The organism is Priestia sp. 3CA3, from assembly GCF_056836725.1.
Genome location: NZ_JBXENJ010000021.1, coordinates 1 through 16,399, shown reverse-complemented (window position 1 = coordinate 16,399; position 16,399 = coordinate 1). Strand labels below are relative to the sequence as shown.

The 16,399-nt window shown below is 33.7% G+C and carries 19 protein-coding genes; 10 read left to right on the top strand and 9 right to left on the bottom strand.

Annotated features, from left to right (window positions below; translation table 11 throughout):
- Window positions 1-183: 183 nt before the first annotated feature.
- On the bottom strand, window positions 184-333 hold the full coding sequence (locus AC1VNJ_RS25830; RefSeq protein ID WP_176544800.1) for a hypothetical protein: 150 nt from the start codon (window positions 331-333) through the stop codon (window positions 184-186).
- Window positions 334-502: 169 nt separating this feature from the next.
- On the opposite strand from AC1VNJ_RS25830, the gene AC1VNJ_RS25825 reads away from it, so the two are divergent.
- Window positions 503-1,246 carry a hypothetical protein gene (locus tag AC1VNJ_RS25825; RefSeq protein WP_482641532.1) on the top strand — a complete coding sequence of 248 codons (744 nt, stop codon included), beginning with the start codon at window positions 503-505 and terminating at the stop codon, window positions 1,244-1,246.
- Between the two features lie 142 nt (window positions 1,247-1,388).
- On the opposite strand, the gene AC1VNJ_RS25820 is transcribed toward AC1VNJ_RS25825, so the two are convergent.
- Window positions 1,389-2,210, bottom strand: a complete 822-nt coding sequence (locus tag AC1VNJ_RS25820) for a YncE family protein (RefSeq protein ID WP_098627446.1) — start codon at window positions 2,208-2,210, stop codon at window positions 1,389-1,391.
- Window positions 2,211-2,505: 295 nt separating this feature from the next.
- Here AC1VNJ_RS25820 and AC1VNJ_RS25815 point away from each other — a divergent pair, with 295 nt between their 5' ends.
- From AC1VNJ_RS25815 to AC1VNJ_RS25805, 3 genes are all read left to right on the top strand, one after another.
- Window positions 2,506-2,721 (top strand): spore coat protein, encoded by a 216-nt coding sequence (locus tag AC1VNJ_RS25815; protein ID WP_098627445.1) that lies wholly within the window; start codon window positions 2,506-2,508, stop codon window positions 2,719-2,721.
- 138 nt (window positions 2,722-2,859) lie between these two features.
- Window positions 2,860-3,411: a spore coat protein gene (locus AC1VNJ_RS25810; RefSeq protein WP_098627444.1), complete on the top strand. Its 552-nt coding sequence runs from the start codon at window positions 2,860-2,862 to the stop codon at window positions 3,409-3,411.
- Between the two features lie 25 nt (window positions 3,412-3,436).
- Window positions 3,437-3,865 carry a spore coat protein gene (locus AC1VNJ_RS25805; RefSeq protein WP_098627443.1) on the top strand — a complete coding sequence of 143 codons (429 nt, stop codon included), beginning with the start codon at window positions 3,437-3,439 and terminating at the stop codon, window positions 3,863-3,865.
- A gap of 205 nt (window positions 3,866-4,070) precedes the next feature.
- Here AC1VNJ_RS25805 and AC1VNJ_RS25800 read toward each other — a convergent pair whose 3' ends face one another.
- Entirely contained in the window at window positions 4,071-4,505 is a 435-nt protein-coding gene (locus AC1VNJ_RS25800) for a hypothetical protein (RefSeq protein ID WP_098627442.1), read from the bottom strand.
- A 262-nt stretch (window positions 4,506-4,767) separates the two neighbouring features.
- On the opposite strand from AC1VNJ_RS25800, the gene AC1VNJ_RS25795 reads away from it, so the two are divergent.
- Window positions 4,768-6,051, top strand: coding sequence for a glycosyltransferase family 2 protein (locus AC1VNJ_RS25795; RefSeq protein ID WP_098627441.1), 1,284 nt, complete (start codon window positions 4,768-4,770; stop codon window positions 6,049-6,051).
- Window position 6,052: 1 nt separating this feature from the next.
- Here AC1VNJ_RS25795 and AC1VNJ_RS25790 read toward each other — a convergent pair whose 3' ends face one another.
- From AC1VNJ_RS25790 to AC1VNJ_RS25780, 3 genes are all read right to left on the bottom strand, one after another.
- The gene (locus tag AC1VNJ_RS25790) at window positions 6,053-6,271 is read right to left on the bottom strand and encodes a hypothetical protein (protein WP_098627440.1); all 219 of its coding nucleotides are present in this window, start codon (window positions 6,269-6,271) and stop codon (window positions 6,053-6,055) included.
- Between the two features lie 15 nt (window positions 6,272-6,286).
- Complete coding sequence (locus tag AC1VNJ_RS25785; RefSeq protein WP_482641531.1) at window positions 6,287-6,811, bottom strand: DUF2642 domain-containing protein; 525 nt, start codon at window positions 6,809-6,811, stop codon at window positions 6,287-6,289.
- Between the two features lie 143 nt (window positions 6,812-6,954).
- Window positions 6,955-7,674 carry a glycosyltransferase family 2 protein gene (locus AC1VNJ_RS25780; RefSeq protein WP_099000280.1) on the bottom strand — a complete coding sequence of 240 codons (720 nt, stop codon included), beginning with the start codon at window positions 7,672-7,674 and terminating at the stop codon, window positions 6,955-6,957.
- A 153-nt stretch (window positions 7,675-7,827) separates the two neighbouring features.
- Here AC1VNJ_RS25780 and AC1VNJ_RS25775 point away from each other — a divergent pair, with 153 nt between their 5' ends.
- Window positions 7,828-8,910, top strand: a complete 1,083-nt coding sequence (locus AC1VNJ_RS25775) for a glycosyltransferase family 4 protein (RefSeq protein ID WP_098627437.1) — start codon at window positions 7,828-7,830, stop codon at window positions 8,908-8,910.
- 34 nt (window positions 8,911-8,944) lie between these two features.
- Here AC1VNJ_RS25775 and AC1VNJ_RS25770 read toward each other — a convergent pair whose 3' ends face one another.
- The 3 genes from AC1VNJ_RS25770 to AC1VNJ_RS25760 all read right to left on the bottom strand — a co-directional run bounded on the left by AC1VNJ_RS25770 (window position 8,945) and on the right by AC1VNJ_RS25760 (window position 12,667).
- Entirely contained in the window at window positions 8,945-10,189 is a 1,245-nt protein-coding gene (locus tag AC1VNJ_RS25770) for a glycosyltransferase family 4 protein (protein WP_482641530.1), read from the bottom strand.
- 576 nt (window positions 10,190-10,765) lie between these two features.
- The gene (locus AC1VNJ_RS25765; protein ID WP_098112989.1) at window positions 10,766-11,497 is read right to left on the bottom strand and encodes a glycosyltransferase; all 732 of its coding nucleotides are present in this window, start codon (window positions 11,495-11,497) and stop codon (window positions 10,766-10,768) included.
- A gap of 279 nt (window positions 11,498-11,776) precedes the next feature.
- Window positions 11,777-12,667: an NAD-dependent epimerase/dehydratase family protein gene (locus AC1VNJ_RS25760; protein WP_098627435.1), complete on the bottom strand. Its 891-nt coding sequence runs from the start codon at window positions 12,665-12,667 to the stop codon at window positions 11,777-11,779.
- 215 nt (window positions 12,668-12,882) lie between these two features.
- Between AC1VNJ_RS25760 and AC1VNJ_RS25755 the strand changes: the two genes are divergently transcribed.
- The 4 genes from AC1VNJ_RS25755 to AC1VNJ_RS25740 all read left to right on the top strand — a co-directional run.
- A complete protein-coding gene (locus tag AC1VNJ_RS25755; protein ID WP_098627434.1) occupies window positions 12,883-14,106 on the top strand; it encodes a glycosyltransferase family 4 protein in 1,224 nt (407 codons plus the stop codon).
- A gap of 114 nt (window positions 14,107-14,220) precedes the next feature.
- Window positions 14,221-15,138: an NAD-dependent epimerase/dehydratase family protein gene (locus AC1VNJ_RS25750; protein ID WP_098627433.1), complete on the top strand. Its 918-nt coding sequence runs from the start codon at window positions 14,221-14,223 to the stop codon at window positions 15,136-15,138.
- Between the two features lie 145 nt (window positions 15,139-15,283).
- Window positions 15,284-15,907 (top strand): DUF1796 family putative cysteine peptidase, encoded by a 624-nt coding sequence (locus AC1VNJ_RS25745; protein WP_310876643.1) that lies wholly within the window; start codon window positions 15,284-15,286, stop codon window positions 15,905-15,907.
- Window positions 15,908-16,217: 310 nt separating this feature from the next.
- Window positions 16,218-16,399 (top strand): SPOR domain-containing protein (locus tag AC1VNJ_RS25740; RefSeq protein ID WP_482641529.1); only part of this gene is annotated, 182 nt, incomplete at its 3' end.

The window sequence follows — 16,399 nt, the reverse complement described above, 5'->3', positions numbered from 1 at the left end:
TATCCAGATATTAGAAACCGTCATTGGCGGAGAATTAAAAATTAGAGCTATACTAATTAATATAGAAGGCATATTTGTTGCTTCTTTCATTATGTAATTTTAGTAGTAAGAAAAAGTAGAGCCATAAAAGAAATAAGACCTATTGCTAAATGCCAATAGGTCTTATTTCTTTTTTAGGTAAAATTAATATTTAGAGTTTAATTTCCATAAATTTATAACTCGCATTTTTTTACAAGTATCCTTACAAGAATCATGTTTTTTATGTTTCTCACACTTTTTACAAGGATTTTTATGATCTTTCTCTTCCAAAGTCCAATCTTCTTTATATTTCATATCAATATTCACCTCTTTCATTACTATAGTATGTAACCGTTGGTAACAGGAGAGGGTGCTTGTCTTGGATTTGAACAAAAATTTTTCGCGAACTTATATGTAGATGGATAAGTATACAAGCAATTTATTTATAAACGAATAGAATAACAAATGGGGAAGGAGGAACAGAATGGGAAAATCATATTTTCATTATCGTAGTGATCATAATAGGTGGGATAGGCTTCCGAAAGCACCTCTCTTTAAATGGCATGATAAGAAAAAGTATCAGCTGCTGAGTAATAATAGTGTTCAGCTTGTTCCGTCTAACAGCGTTAAAAAGTTAGACTTGTTGAATGATAAATCATTTGGGCACTCTTCTCAGAAATTAGTAGGAGAAAAAGAAAATGAACTTATGGATTTTAAAAGGTATGAGGTAGTTGGACAAGGCAAAGATGGTGTTATTTATCAATTGACTGATAATCGATGTATAAAAGTATTTTTTAAGGAAGAGGTATATAAAAAAGAGTTAGAAGCGATAAAAGTGGGGCAGTCGTCTTTTATTATTCCTCATCTCTACGATTATGGACCAAATTACATAGTCATGGAATATATAAAAGGAATTTCCTTGGCAAAACATCTAAAAAAAAATCAATATATAGAAAAGGCTTTGGTTGTACAATTGATAAGCCTCTTTAATGAATTAAAGAAATTAAGTTTTCGTAGACAAGATACGGAATTACGGCATGTTCTAATAACTGAACAGGGAAATTTAAAAATAATTGATCTTAAAAGAGCTTTTACTTCTAAGCGACCTACTCCTATTAAATTACTAAAAGATTTGAAGGGATTAAACTTATCAAAAGAATTTTTATCTCATGTTAAAGATATTCAACCTTCTCTTTATCAAAAATGGAGAAATTTTGATAAAGAGTGAACTCCTTAAGAAACATTTGAAATCATTAATTGTAGCAACAATAATTGTGTTTCTATAAGATTATTGTTGCTACAGGTTATAAAATAAGATCATGGTTATGCCACCTCGTATAGAACATAAGTATCCACGTTATGTTCTTATATTAGGTATCGGTTATTGTATAAGTTGACTGATCACCGACAGGGAGGGTAGCAATGACAATATTAGTGGCACCATCAATAACAGAGACTACACTATTTTCTTCATTCGTTACGTGAATTTGATTATTGGCTGCGTTAACATCAACCATAGAAGGTTGTTCTATGACAGGTACTATTCCAATTACAGCATTTGTACCTGCATCAATGACCGAAACAGTGTCACTATTTTTATTAGCTACATAAATGCGGTTGTTGGATAGATTAGCTCCTAAATCAGTAGGCTGATCACCAACTCGCACTGTAGACATTACTGTATTTGTTAATCCATCAATAACGGAGACGGTATTTTTAAACTTATTTGCTACATAAATACGATTAATATAGGGATGAACGTCTAAATTAATTGGATGGGTTTCTACAGGTATTGTGGTGATAACAATATTTGTTGAACCATCAATGACTGAAACAGTATCCTGACCTGCATTTGTGATATAAATTCTATTTGTGTAGGGATTAATTCCTACACCTGAAGGCTGATCACCAACTGGAATAATACCAATAACTGTATTAGTATCTGCATCAATAACTGAAACAGTATCATCACCTTTATTAGTTACATAAATACGATTAGTAGATGGATTGCCATTTACATTCGCCGGCTGACGGCCTACGTTTATAGTGGCAATAAAGTCATCTGTTAATCCATCCATTACAGAAACTGTATTGTTATCCTCGTTTATTGTATAGATTTGATTAGTAGATGATTTTCCTCTTGGAGATAAAAAATCACCTGCAACATGCACAACCTTTGCTTTTTTTCCCATTTAACTCAACTCTTTTCATAAATACTGTTAAGAAAATTGTTGAAAACATAAGGTACTTACCTTATGTACAAATATATGATGTTAAATTTATTTTATTATCTTAAATTTTTAGAAGAAGAATATGGCTATCACAGTTACCCTAGTATAGAAATGCTACTGTTTTATTTAAAAGAAAATATTAGTGAGTAAAAAATCGCTTCAACGACATGTGAAAACAGGGAGGAATTGTTTCCTTTTATGCCATTCTTGCATATGTTGTTATGAATAACGACCTTATGTAAAAGGAGCGATTAATATGAGTGATTCACCAAAAAAACCGGAGATTGTTCCAAATAAGTTGATGGACTTATTAGTAAACGACGTTTTTTCTAAACATGGCATAGATAAAGAGAAAATCAAAGGAAACCTATCTGAAGAGAAGAAACAAATGCTCAAAGAAATGGTTGAAGATTTGTCGAAACGAGTAGATGAGTTTGTACAACAAACAAATGCTTCCAACAAGAAAAAATGAATTATACCGTTCATAAACGCCATTAAATAGGCGTTTTTGTTGTTTTTTAAAATGGTTGCACTCAATGGTCAATTGGCCCAATCCTATTGATTGGTATGTTCATATATTAATACATACCATGAAAAAGGAGTGTTAGTTATGTCATCTAAAAAATATTATTCTTACGATGTAAAGAAAAAATCCAAATGCAGACATAAAAAAGATGATTCTAAGAAGCATTGTAAAGATGGCTGTAAAGTAGATCACTATGAAAGTGAATCTACAGAATATGATTACTATAATAGTCGTGAGAGCTTTGAAAGCAGTGAAAGCTTTGATGCAGAAGTAGTTCAAGAATTGGATCAACTTTCGTTAATTGACCAAGAATCAGATGAATTAATTTGGATTAAAGATTCTTGTGACATCAATGTCACTACTACAGATACTCAAGCAGCTATCGGTATTCAAGTGGCTATCCAAGTAGCTATTGCTATCGTGATCCGTATTGCTATCGGCGATACTTCTCAAAATGATGGTGTGCTTCAAGACTTATTACAGCTATCTGAGATAGAGCAAACAAATAAACAAAAAATTTATATTGAAAACTCTAAAGACGTAGAGATTACAACGACTGATACAGACGTAGCTCTTAACGTTCAAGTGTTGTTACAAGTACTAGTAGCTATTATTGTGCTTGTTGATGTTCTTTAATTAAAAATTAAAAGAGGTGAGAAAAATGGGTGGAAGAAAATGGAGAGCACTAGACCATTGTGAAAATAAACGATTCAGTGGTAGAGACGTATGGCAAGAAGCTGACCAAATCGCTGCTACTGAACAAAAATCTTTTGAAAAAATTATTGTTAAAGATTCAGAAGGTGTTAGAGTACAAACAACAGATACTCAAATTGCAGCAACTATTCAAGTAGCTTTACAAATTGCTATTGCAGTAGTAGTACGTATTACAATCGGCGATAATACTCAAGGAGACAGCATTGTTGAAGAGTTAAAACAATTTGCTGGTATTAAACAAAAAAATACTCAAAAGACAATTATTGAAAACTCTACAAACGTAAATGTTACAGCTACTGATACAGATATTGCTGTAAATCTTCAAGTATTATTACAAGTACTAATTGCTATCTTAGTTACACTAGATATTCTTTAATACGTACCAGATCTTCTGAGCGTAAAAACAAAGAAGGACAATGGTTTTAATCCTATATAGGGAAACAGAATAAAGATAAGGTTTTATTCTGTGAATGCATTTAGCTAAATTTATTCGTTCGTATTTTAGTAAATAAAAGAAAGTAAAAAAGCCTTCGCTTTTGTAAGAGCGAAAGCTTTTTTATTATATAAAATTAAGCAATATGTTAATCCGAATAAGCAACGCCATTAAAACTTTCTGGTCCAACCCTCACAGTTCCTAGGATGTTACAAGTGATAAAAGCAGTGTAAACTAAAAGGTTAGAAGTGGGTTTTGGTACATTAAAATCTGAAGCAGTAAATGTAAACAGCTGTGGTCCTAAAAGGTTAATATTTAATGCCTCCGATGAGGAATAGACAACAGGATCGTTAAAGGCAGTACCTCTTACAATAGTGATTGTAACAGTAGTTGCGACGGGGAGGAGTGGTAATTGGCAAGCTACAGTACCACTCAATTGAGTACGTATAACACCTGTAGCACTTGTAACGTTGAGGCCAATTTGACCGAATAGACCCGGATTGGAGAGAAGCGTAATAGGAATAGAAATAGAGTTAGCGATACTAGCATTTTGAGATGTTCTAGAATCTAATAATATTGTCATGGTATTTTTAACCTCCTTTCTATGTACTATTACTATATGAAACATTGTCATCTAGTGATTGGACAAACTAATTAATTTACAAGGTTAATTAAACTGTTTTCAATTAAATCAAGATACAATTAAGAATGCTTTTTTATAAAAAGCGTTTAGGTTTAAACCATACATATAGATCAATACACATAAACTGAAGGTATGAAAAACAATAAATAAGGTATCGTGAAGCTGCAGCATAGTTAGCGTTCTTAAGGATGGAGGAATATAAATGATGGATATTCAGATATTTTTAGTTGGTTATGTAAACTCAAGTTCGATAAAAAAGGCCGTGGACTCGTTACATTTTATCAATAACCGCATAAATAAAATTATGATCTTGGACATACCAGAGACTTTACTGCAATCAGGAATGATTTTTGAAGACACAAAGATACAATGTATAAACTTAATAAATAATGACCTAGGATTAACGTTAAATTATTACATTCAAGGATTGTCGTGTGAATATGTTATGTTTTTGTATAGTTATGATTATTTGAATGATAATGTAATGAAGCACACATTAACTTTAAATGATAAAAAAGGTGCTATGACTTACGATTTTATAATTAATAATAAAGTTATAAAAAGACCTTTTCTCATAAAAACATCTTTTCTGAAACAAAACCCTTTCTTATCTAAGAGTTATCTTCCATTTAAAGAATCAGTTCTTCCATCTTGGCTTTCACAAATAAATGAACTATCTATCCTTCCTTCACCCAATAAATTAGTTAATCAGGTATCTATAGATAAGACCAGTAGTCACCTTCAAAAATTGAATTTTATCGAAAAGTATCAGCAAAAATTAGAAACACAGAACATACCTCCGTCAATTACGGTTATGATAGCTAATTACAATATGGGTAATTACGTAGGAATAGCTATTAACTCGTGCATTCTGCAAAGTAGTCTCCCAGAGCAAATACTAGTCGTTGATGATGGATCAAACGATCATTCCTTAGAAATTATAAAGAGCTTTGAAAATGCACCAGGTTTTAGGTTTTTTAGTAAAGATAATGGTGGAAAAGCAAGAGCTCTTAATGAGGCCCTAACATACGTTGAAACAGAATTTGTCATGGAGTTAGATGCCGACGACTGGCTAGACCCGGATGCACTTTACACTATAAGAAGATATTTAGAAAATTTAAAGGAAGACGTAGCTGTTCTTTACGGGAATTTAAGAGCATGGAAGCAGAATGGAGAAGAACATATAAGGTATAAAGGACTGAGGAAAGGACGGATGATTCTTAATAGAAGTGACCTTCTTTCTTATGTATTTCCCTTAGGACCTCGCATCTATCGTACCGCGACTTTAAAAGAAAACAAGGGATTTCCTCTAATTGATTTTGAAGGGGGACGAATGTATGAGGATGTAAGTGTATTAAATGATCTAATAAAAACACATCGCTTTTTATATGAAGATATGACAGTTTATAACGTAAGGGAACACCCGTTAAGTATTACAAAAAGAAATCACTCCAGTTGGAGTGATTTCTTAAAAAACCTTGACTAGTTTACGCAACCGGTGAAATTTTAATTGAAGTAATTGATGGAAAAGCGATAGTTAAAGGAAGAGTAGTTCCGCCATATCCATATCCCACAGTTTGAAGGATTGTAATAAGGCCATTCGTTACAGCAGTGATAATTCCTTCAACAAAGCCATCTGCTAATGCAATTTCGACTGGTGTACCAATACGCTTTGTTAATTCAGCTACTAAAGTACTTTCAAACATAGTATGACTCCTTCCTCAAAGTGATGATACTGTTTCAACTTTAGAAAGTGGGATATAGTTTAACGATCCGTCACTTTCAGCAACTGCCACGTAGTCTGATAAAACAGCAAGTAAAACACCTGTAATGGTTTCATTCGGTGTAGATATTTGAACTGTTTGATTAACACGATTTTTTAAGTCGTTTGTAATCGGGGCTGAACCAGATGAAATTGGTAGTCCTGCTAATATGGAGAGAAGATTTCTTAAAAGATCACTAGCAGAAGTAGTAGTAGTACTTACAAGACCCGTAGTAGTGTTTAAGATATCAGTTGTGGTTGTATTAACTGTGTTTAAAAGGCCAGTTGTAGTTGTGTTAACCGTATTTAAAAGATCTGTTACGACAGTAGTAGGATTAATAGTATTTAAGGCGTTAGTTACAGTAGTAGCAGGATTGACAGCATTTAAAAGGTCTGTGGCAGAAGTAGTAGTTGTGTTGACTGTTTGAGGTAATGAAAGCAGGTTTCTTAACAACGCTGCTCTTGCTTCACTTGATAGTGCCAATAGAATTCATCCTTTCTTAAAGCAAAATTTTTGCATTATTATCTATGTTTTATAATATGCTTATCCGATTTCATGGTGCTCGGCGCTTTACCTAATTTAGCTGAAAATCCGCATTTCTTATAGAAGGACTGTTAACTAAATTGTTATTCAAAGCTTTCTTTATATCTTAGCGCTAGTTGTTCCATTACGTATTTATGACGATTAATCACAATTTTATTTTCTTCTTTAATAAAAGAAGCATATTTTTTACTTCCCATACTTTCATGTATCCTTGATAGCAACAGAGGATGGGAAATGTATTGTAAGTCGAATACTTGAATGATTCGTAACCATAAGTCATAGTCATGAGTATACAGAAGCGTCTCATCGAATAGACCCACATGATTAAATACATCTTTGTGAATCATAATTGAGCAGCCGTTGATAATATTTCCTTTACTTATTCGAGTGATAAGGTCTAATTTACTTAACGTTTGGATACCTAAAGGTGGACTAATAATTCGTCCTCTGTAATTAATGGCGTAGTAATTTGTGTGACTGAAAAAGGCATTATGAGTTTTCATCGATTCTAATTGTATGGCAATTTTTTGAGGATCATAAATATCATCGGAACTAAGCCAACATATATAATCACCTGTTGCTTGCTGAATTCCTGTATTTAAAGCACTAGCTGTGCCACCATTTTCTTTTGAAACATAGGTGATTTTATCTAAGTAGGGAAGGATTTTATCCGTATGCTTAGTAGATCCATCATTTACTACGATAATTTCAATATTGGTGTATGTCTGTTTAGTTATACTATCTAGTGCATGATCGATATAAGAGCAATTAAAGAATGGTACAACAATAGAAACTTTTGACATATTCGCTTCTCCTTTCAAAAATTAACAATCTCTAATCTGTTTTCAGGGAAAATAATGGTTTCTAAATTTACATCACATTTATTAACATATGTAACACGGTTTACATATGAAATAGAAGTTTATTAATTCTATAAGTAAGGGTGGAGAGGCAAAATGAATATATTATTCGTGTTTTATGTTCCGAGTGGAGGAGTAGAAACGTTAAATCGTCAAAGGTGTAAAGCCCTTAAAAAGTACAACGTTAATGCTCATTGTCTTTATTATGAAAATAGAAAGAAAAATATGAACGACCATGGGACCCAAACGTTTGTAACGAATGACGACCATGAGATAAAAAAAATCCTTGATGAAGGAAATTATAGTCTTATTGTCATTGTCTCAGACTTTCAAGCTTTGCCTCGGTTTAGATCACTTGGATACCAAGGAAAAATGATTATTGAAATACAAGGATACGGACCGAAAAGTACAGCAAAATCCGCTCTTACAGATGCTATACCTCTTGTCAATAACTATGCTACGGGATTTCTTAATCCAAAGACTCCTCATATTGTTCAATTACTAGATGAACTCTATCCTTCACTTCCAAAGTTTAGCTTCAACAACTGTTTCGATACTAACCAGTTCTCTTATAAAGCTGTGCCCACTAGTCATCATCCTAACATTGCATGGATTGGGCGAATCGAAGATAACAAAAATTGGAGAGAGTTCTTAAAAATCGGTAGCGAATTAATCCATAATCACAATTCAAACATACGATTACATATGTTTGAAGACCCTACTCTAAGCGAAGCTAAGGAAAGAGCTCAATTTGAAAAATTAATTAAACAGTTAGATTTAGAAAAACATCTTTTTCTTCATGCAAACGTTCCGAATGATCAAATGGCCGTTTATTTTTCCATGATAGGGGAATCAGGCGGGTTTTTATGCTCTACTTCAAAGGTAGAAGGAGCTCCATACTCTCTTCTTGAAGCAATGAGTTGTAAGTGTCCAGTTTTAACCACTGACTCCGATGGCGTAAGAAGCTCCGTTATTCATAATAAAACAGGCAAATACTACACATTAGGTGACGTTACCGAAGCTGTTAAAGAGGCAAAGGAGTTAATGGCAGACTCTCAGTTAAGAGAACAAATACGTAAAAATGCTTTTGAGCACGTAAAGGTAAATTTTAACCCAGATTTATACTGTGTGAATTTTATTTCAATGATTCAATCACTCGGATTAAATCTTAGTAGGTAAATAAAATACCAGATCTGTTCTCGGATCTGGTGTTTTATTTTTCTTGGTTTTCTGTGCGAAGCTTTTCCGCTTGTTCGTAAAGCGACAGAAAATTATTAACCATTTTGCTAAGGTCCCATTTATTTTGAGCCCACTCTTTTGTACAAGAAGCTAGCTGTTTTCGAAGGAAATCATTTGCAAGCAAGTACTTTAATTGCTCATAAAGTTCATAAATGTTTCCTACAGAAGAGACTAGCCCGCTTCTTCCGACTTCAATCATTTCAGGTAGTCCAGCTGTATTGCTAATAAGAACAGGAAGGCCTGTAAGCTGAGCTTCCATAACAGAATAAGGCTGAGTATCGTGAATACTAGGATGAACAAAGATATCGGCTTCTCTAAGGAAATGGAGAACATTATTGGATGCACCTAAAAATCTAACTTTATCTTTTAAATCTAAGTTTATGCATTGTTTTTCTAATTCCCCTTTAATTTCGCCTTCCCCCAGTATCCAGCATTCCCAATCCTGTCTATCTTCTTTTAAGAGAGAAAGGGCATCTAGGAGGTGATGAATGCCTTTTAAATAGACAAGCCTTCCCATATAAAGAATAATTTTTTTACTCTGCTTGGGTCCGATAAGTGGCTTCTCCATGGCATCCCCAAGGAACTGTTGATTACTAATTCCATATGGAAAGGTAACAATTTTTTCTGAAGGAATAGAAAAATTATCTACGATATTACGAGACATCCATTCGGTTGGACTATGAATGAAATCACTTGCCTCATATCCTAACTTCTCAATTACCTGGTGATATTGATATTCAAATGTGGCCTCTATTTGTTTGTCTGTTTTATGAGGATGCATGGTTTTGAGTGTGAAAAAAATATCTTTTGACAGATTTCCAAGAGCACTAGTCACAAGTGGGGTATGAGAAGGTTTAACTCGATTTATAGCGTTTGCCGCTGTGACATCTAGCGCATGTATGAGGTCATATTGCTGAAGGTTATAATATGCTGCCGAAAGCTCTAAGCTATAACGAAATAACTCAGTGTTGTATATCCAACTCTTCACTGGGAGTGAAGGAAGCTCAGTAAGCAATTTTTCTTCAATATAGTAGGAAAAAACTTCAATATCTATTTCTGGCTTTTGTCCAATGATTCGATATTTATTTAAATCAGGCGTCTGACTAAGGACATGAACTGTATGACCTGACTCTTTCAGTGACTGTTGGAGTGAGGAGACAAATGTCCAAACGCCTCCAGTATAGGGTAGGGGGTAATAGGAAACTAATAAAATATTCATTTTATAATCATCCTTTAATTATTTTCTCTCTATTCAATAGGAAGAGGAGAAGAATAAGAATTTTCAGCGTCTAAAGCACTTCATTTAGTATGAACAAGAATTATATTTACAATCCCAGGATCAGGTATCTTATAATTGACAGGTAAATTAGGCTTTACTTCGTTTAAAAACTTAATTAAATTGTCATCAAATGACAAATGCTTACTATCCTTCATGTAAGTCCCTTCTTTTCTTAAGATTATTATAGATGATATATGCTTAATTTTTTATCATTTTGAAAGTTGCTATTTATTATAATATGTCCAAAGTTTGCAATTGGCACGGACGATTGAATGCTAATAGTAGATAAATATAATAACAAGTTTAGATAATTATTTTTTACAGAGTATTTTTATTAAAGTTCCCATACAGATTTGTATGTAACAAACTTTACACATTTCCATGTAAAGTTTTTAGGATGAAAGATAAACTTGCATCCTAATAATGCATTTCATTTATCAAATCAAAGTAACGAGTGGAATGCTTATAAAAGGAATAAATAGGGGGGGAAGAGTAATCATAGAAGAGTAAGCTCACCTAATCTTGCGAAGGGTGTGATTTTGACTTGCTGATATATTTTTGCAGCAGAGGGCGGTAATGAAACTCGATAGTTTTCATTTCTTCTCTCATCTCATTTTGGTATCTGCTGGTGCCCGAATGTTCATGAGAACGAAATTTTGTAAGTGCTTCATCATAATAATGGATTTCATAGCCATTAACAAGCATACGAAACCACATCTCATAATCCTGAGTATAGCGAAAATCCGGAGAAAAAATCCCAATTTCATCAAAGATTTTCTTTTTTATAAGAATGGTACAACCGTTGATAGCATTATACGTTAAGTAGGCGTTATACACTTCTTCTAAACTGGAGAAACGTTTACAGCACCAAGGTATTAAAACTTCATTATCTTTATTAATGTAGTCAAAGTTAGTAAAGCTGGCATCTATGTTCTTTTGCGTCATAAAGTTTAGCTGTTTAGAAATTTTTTCAGGAACAAAATAATCATCTGAGCTTAACCAAGCTATATACTCTCCTGTAGCAACGAATAAACCAGTATTTATTGCAGTAGCCGTTCCGCCGTTTTCTTTTCTTATATAAACAATTTTATCTTTAAATGACTCTATCTTCGCAGTGTGGGACGTTGAACCATCGTCTACCACAACTACTTCGATATTTTCATAAGTTTGGTTTAAGGCACTTTCGATCGCTTGATCGACAAAGGCACAGTTGTAAAAAGGAATAATTATTGATACTTTTGGACCCATTGTTTCCCCTCCGAAAAAAATTTTAATAGCATAAGTGAAACGTAGTCTAAATTACGACTTTTGCAGGTGAATAAAAGGTGGAGATGATCATTTTAAGTTTATTAATGAAAGCACACTCTTGATTAGAATATGCATAAACCTTCTTAAGTGACATGCTTTCTCAGAAACTTCATTTACATAAAACATCCGATTTTATAAGAGAATGGTTACTTTTACGCACTTGAATTTTGATTCTCCATAAAGGTAAAGGGGAAGGGATTCTAACGATAGAAAGGTTCTTTAACGATAAAATTCAATAATGTCTTGGATAGTAGATTCTAATGTTATAGTTGGTTGCCAACCCAATTCAGTTAGTGCTGTAGGGTTTAAAGTAACAAAATTATTTAACGGACTTGTATCATCTACTTTCACTTGAAACTTGATAGAAGTTATCTTTTTGAAGATATTTATAACATCTTGTAAAGAATGATTTTTTCCAGAGGAGACATTGTACGAACGTCCATTCTCTCCTTTTCTAAGTAGAAAATCATAGGCTCTAACGGCATCTCGTACGTCTAAGAAGTCAAAATGATTATTTAAGTTACTGACCCTCAGATATTGTTCTTCCCCTGCTTTCTCCATATCTATAATTTTTTTAGCGAAAATGGAACAAACTCCGTTAGAGAAACCAGGACCTATAAGATTTGATGGTTTAGCAACAACAACATTCATATTATATTGGTTTGACCAAAATTGAGAAATGAGGGCCTGAATGGTCTTACTCAGACCATATGGGTGGTTAAATGTAGTTGGAGCCGTTGGGTCAAACTGAAGAGCAGAACCTACAATGACAGCTTTGCAAGAAGGCATCTCTTTTCTAAGAGCATCAAGTAAGTATGCTGTAGCCATTGCGTTTACTTCTAGAGATTGAATGGGATTATCCCAGGATAATCCTACAGCGTTTTGACCTGCCAAATGAAGGAGGTAGTCCGGCTTGGTTATTGAAATTAACTCCTTTACTGACTCATTATTAGATAGATTGCATGTTCTGCATTTAATTTGCTTATTAGAAAATGAATTCATGTTTGTGATAGCTACGACGTCAAACTCTAATCTTGAAAAATAATCACATGCGTGAAGTCCAGTAAATCCACTAGCACCGGTAATTAGTAACGTAGGTTTCTTATCCACTAACGACACCCCACTCTGAATAATAATCTAATAAATAAAACTTATTATAGATGTATGCTTAAAAAGCTAAATATTTCATCTAATGCTCAACAAGACACGATCCTAAAACATAGGGTAAAAATACAGGCAGAGGTCTATAGCATTACCAAATTCCATGAATACCTATATAGAGAGACTTTTAGAACGTGAATGCTATGGGAAGAGGAGAGAACATAATGAAAATACTGCTTGCTACATTTTGGGAAGTTCCCCATGTAGGTGGAGTTTGGAATTATATGCAGCAATTAAAGCAAGAACTTGAAGGGTTAGGTCATGAAGTAGATTTACTTGGACATGGACTTGGAAATAAATCAGTTCATATTGTTAATAAAAATATAGAGGTAATTAAAGATGAACTATCATTAGTAGAAGAATTGGAACAACATGAGAAAAATACTCCTATTCTATATAAAGATCCAGTAGTGAAATTTTATGAAAAAGAACGTATTGGTTATACAAGAGGTGTTTCTCGGTTAAATATCAACCAATATGATTTAATTCACACACAAGACGTTGTAGCAACTGCGTGTATTCGTTCCTTAAAGAGTGTAAAAACGCCGGTGGTAGCAACTATACATGGTTGTGTTGCTCACGAGTTAAATCGCTACATCAAAGACATTCTGAAGGCTCCTACAGCTGATATAGCTACTAAATATTTTAATGAACTTGAACATACAGGTGCTATGGCTGCTGATTGTACTATAGTTGCAAATCGTTGGTTAAAGGAAATTTTAATTCAGGAATTTAGGGTTAATGAGCATCAACTTAAAGTGTTTCATTACGGATATGATATAGATTCTTTTTTAAAGCGAATGCAAACACCATCTAAGGTTCATCCACCAGTTGGTCAACAAGTAATTATTTATACAGGGAGATTAGCTGAAATTAAAGGTATTCATCATCTATTAGAGGCTCTCAGTGAACTCAAAAAAATTAAGAAAGGCTGGGTCTGCTGGATCGTTGGAGATGGAGATCAAAAAGCTGAGTTGAAGGCTCAGAGTAGAGCGCTCGGTTTAGGTAAGAGGGTTTTATTTTTAGGTAATAGAAACGATGTGCCTTCTTTACTCTCTCTTGCTAACATTTTTGTTTTGCCAAGTCTTATAGAGAATCAACCTTTATCAGTTATTGAAGCTCAGATTGCTAAAAAACCAGTAATAGTAAGTGACGCAGGGGGATTACCCGAAATGGTTCAGCATGGATCTACAGGCTTAATTTTCCCGGCAGGTGATGCCACATCGTTATGTGAAAATCTTTATAATTTGCTAACAGATTCAGCATATAGAAGCACTTTAGGAGCCAATGCACAAGAATGGGCTTTAAAACATTGGGATCAGAAAGATGCAGTTCAAAAAGTTCTAGATGTTTATAAAGAGGTGCTTTCACATAAGAGTGAGATGTAAATATATCGAAAAGGAAGCTAAATGTATTTTTTGGAAACTATTGGGTAGGTAGCTTATACAGGAGCCCTATAGGTGACATATACTATTAAAACTTTAAAGAGGAGAGAATAGTATATGAAGGCTGTAGTAACTGGTGGGGCGGGATTTATTGGTTCCCATCTTGTAGAAGAGCTCATTAGACAAGGCTTTAATGTCCACATAATTGATAACTTAATTTCTGGAAAGTATGATAATATACACCCTCTTGCTACTTTTCATATAGAAGATATATGTAGTGATAAAGCTAAACAAATCATTCTAGATGAAAAGCCTGACGTAGTCTTTCACTTAGCTGCTCAGGCAGATGTTTCACGATCTATCCAATCGCCTCAATATGACGCAGATGTGAACATAAAAGGAACTATAAATTTGCTGGAAGCCTGTAGAGATGCTTCGGTAGGTAAGTTTATATTTGCCTCTACTTCAGCTGTGTATGGAAATCTACAAAAGGAATTAATTACTGAACAAGATGCAACTGTGCCAGCTTCTTATTACGGTCTTTCGAAACTAGCTGCTGAATCGTATATACGTCTATTCCATTATTTGTATAATTTGCCGTATACAATTCTTCGATACGGAAATGTATATGGGCCACGGCAAACGCCAAAAGGAGAAGGCGGAGTAGTAGCAGTGTTTTTAGAAAGGTTGAGCAAAGGGCTTTCCTTTAATATTCATGGTGATGGGGAACAGACACGTGATTTTATATATGTAAAAGATATTGTTCAAGCTAATATTGCAGCAATTAAAAAGGGGAACCAAGAGGTTGTTCACGCCAGCACTACAAAGAAAACTTCAGTGAACGATTTATTAAAAAATCTTGAGTATATTCATGGTTCTAATATTGATGCTGTTTATACGGAAGGAAGACCTGGGGATATCAAACATAGTTGTCTTGACAGTGAGAAAGCACAGAAGCTATTAGAATGGTCTTCAAGAGTATCTGTTTTAGATGGGTTAAAGGAAACATATACTTTCTCTAGAAAAAAAGCTTAGTATTTAAGCTTTTCTACACTTCTTAAATAGTTGTATAGTTGTCTATTTTATTAACTATATGCTCATTAGCCCTAACATTTTAGGATAGGCCTGCATTTAATATTGTATAGTCTTGTACAATAAGATCCTTTAAGGAGCAACCCATATGAAACTAGAAGATCTAAAAGGGGCATATAGCGCCATTTTTAGTTTAGGCGATTTATGTTTGACATCTCTTCAACTGAGAGACAATAACTTAAGAAACTTTGCGGGAATTTTGGATTGGGTATCTTCACCGGATCTGAAAAAGGTAAACATGCTTTTGAAAAATCAGTTTGCTGACTTTTTAAACCCGGATAATTTAAGGATAATCCAGTATGTATCTGAGTGGGATTTATTAGTGTGGGATGAAATTTATAATATAGGGTTTAACCACGATTTTAAGACTGATAAAAATACACTTTCTCACTTAGGAGGATACGGGGAGGTTAAAGAGAAGTACGATAGAAGAATTCAACGGTTTTTAGAGAATTTATCTACCGGTCAGCGTATTCTGTTTATTAGAACGGAAGCTAATCGTGAAGAAGCTGCAGAGCTTGAGAGCATTTTATCTACTATGATTGAAAGTGACTTTAGCATTCTGATTATTAATCATACAGATGTGAATGATTTAGTTGAAAAAGAGTGGTCGCTAAATAAAGTTTGTGCTATTGAATTACCCAATCAAGATAAATGGAACGCAAATAATCATTATTGGAAAAGGATACTTGATGGTGTTTCCCTTTTATAAGTACGTTAGGTCTCCCTTTAATGTATTTATAAAAGGTTATGTTTTTTAAATGATATCCTTAGGAGATTTGAATGGGAAGAAAACCTCCATCACACTTACTTGGTGTATGTACTCACTTGCCTCTTGAAGCTTGTTTAATATTTTCTATACATATCGCCTCTATACAATACTAATGGACAAGTTGTATTAATTGAAATGGATACAGTGCAAAAAACTTTTCCTTGCGAAGGTTAAGGTGCTTTTCGAGGTGCCTATATAAAAGTCAATGTTAAAAAAATTAATTTGTTAACCGTATAAGGGGGGAAAGGATATGGATAATAAACAAATAGAGTTGAAACAAGGATACGATATAACTGGAAAGCAACGTTATCGAATTATAACAGGAGCATTTATTGATAAAATTATAGCAGAACAAGTTGCAAAGGAAATAAAAGAACGCTACGGTCTTACTGTATACGTGATACCTGAGCACGTTGAAAAAGCTGAGTCTAA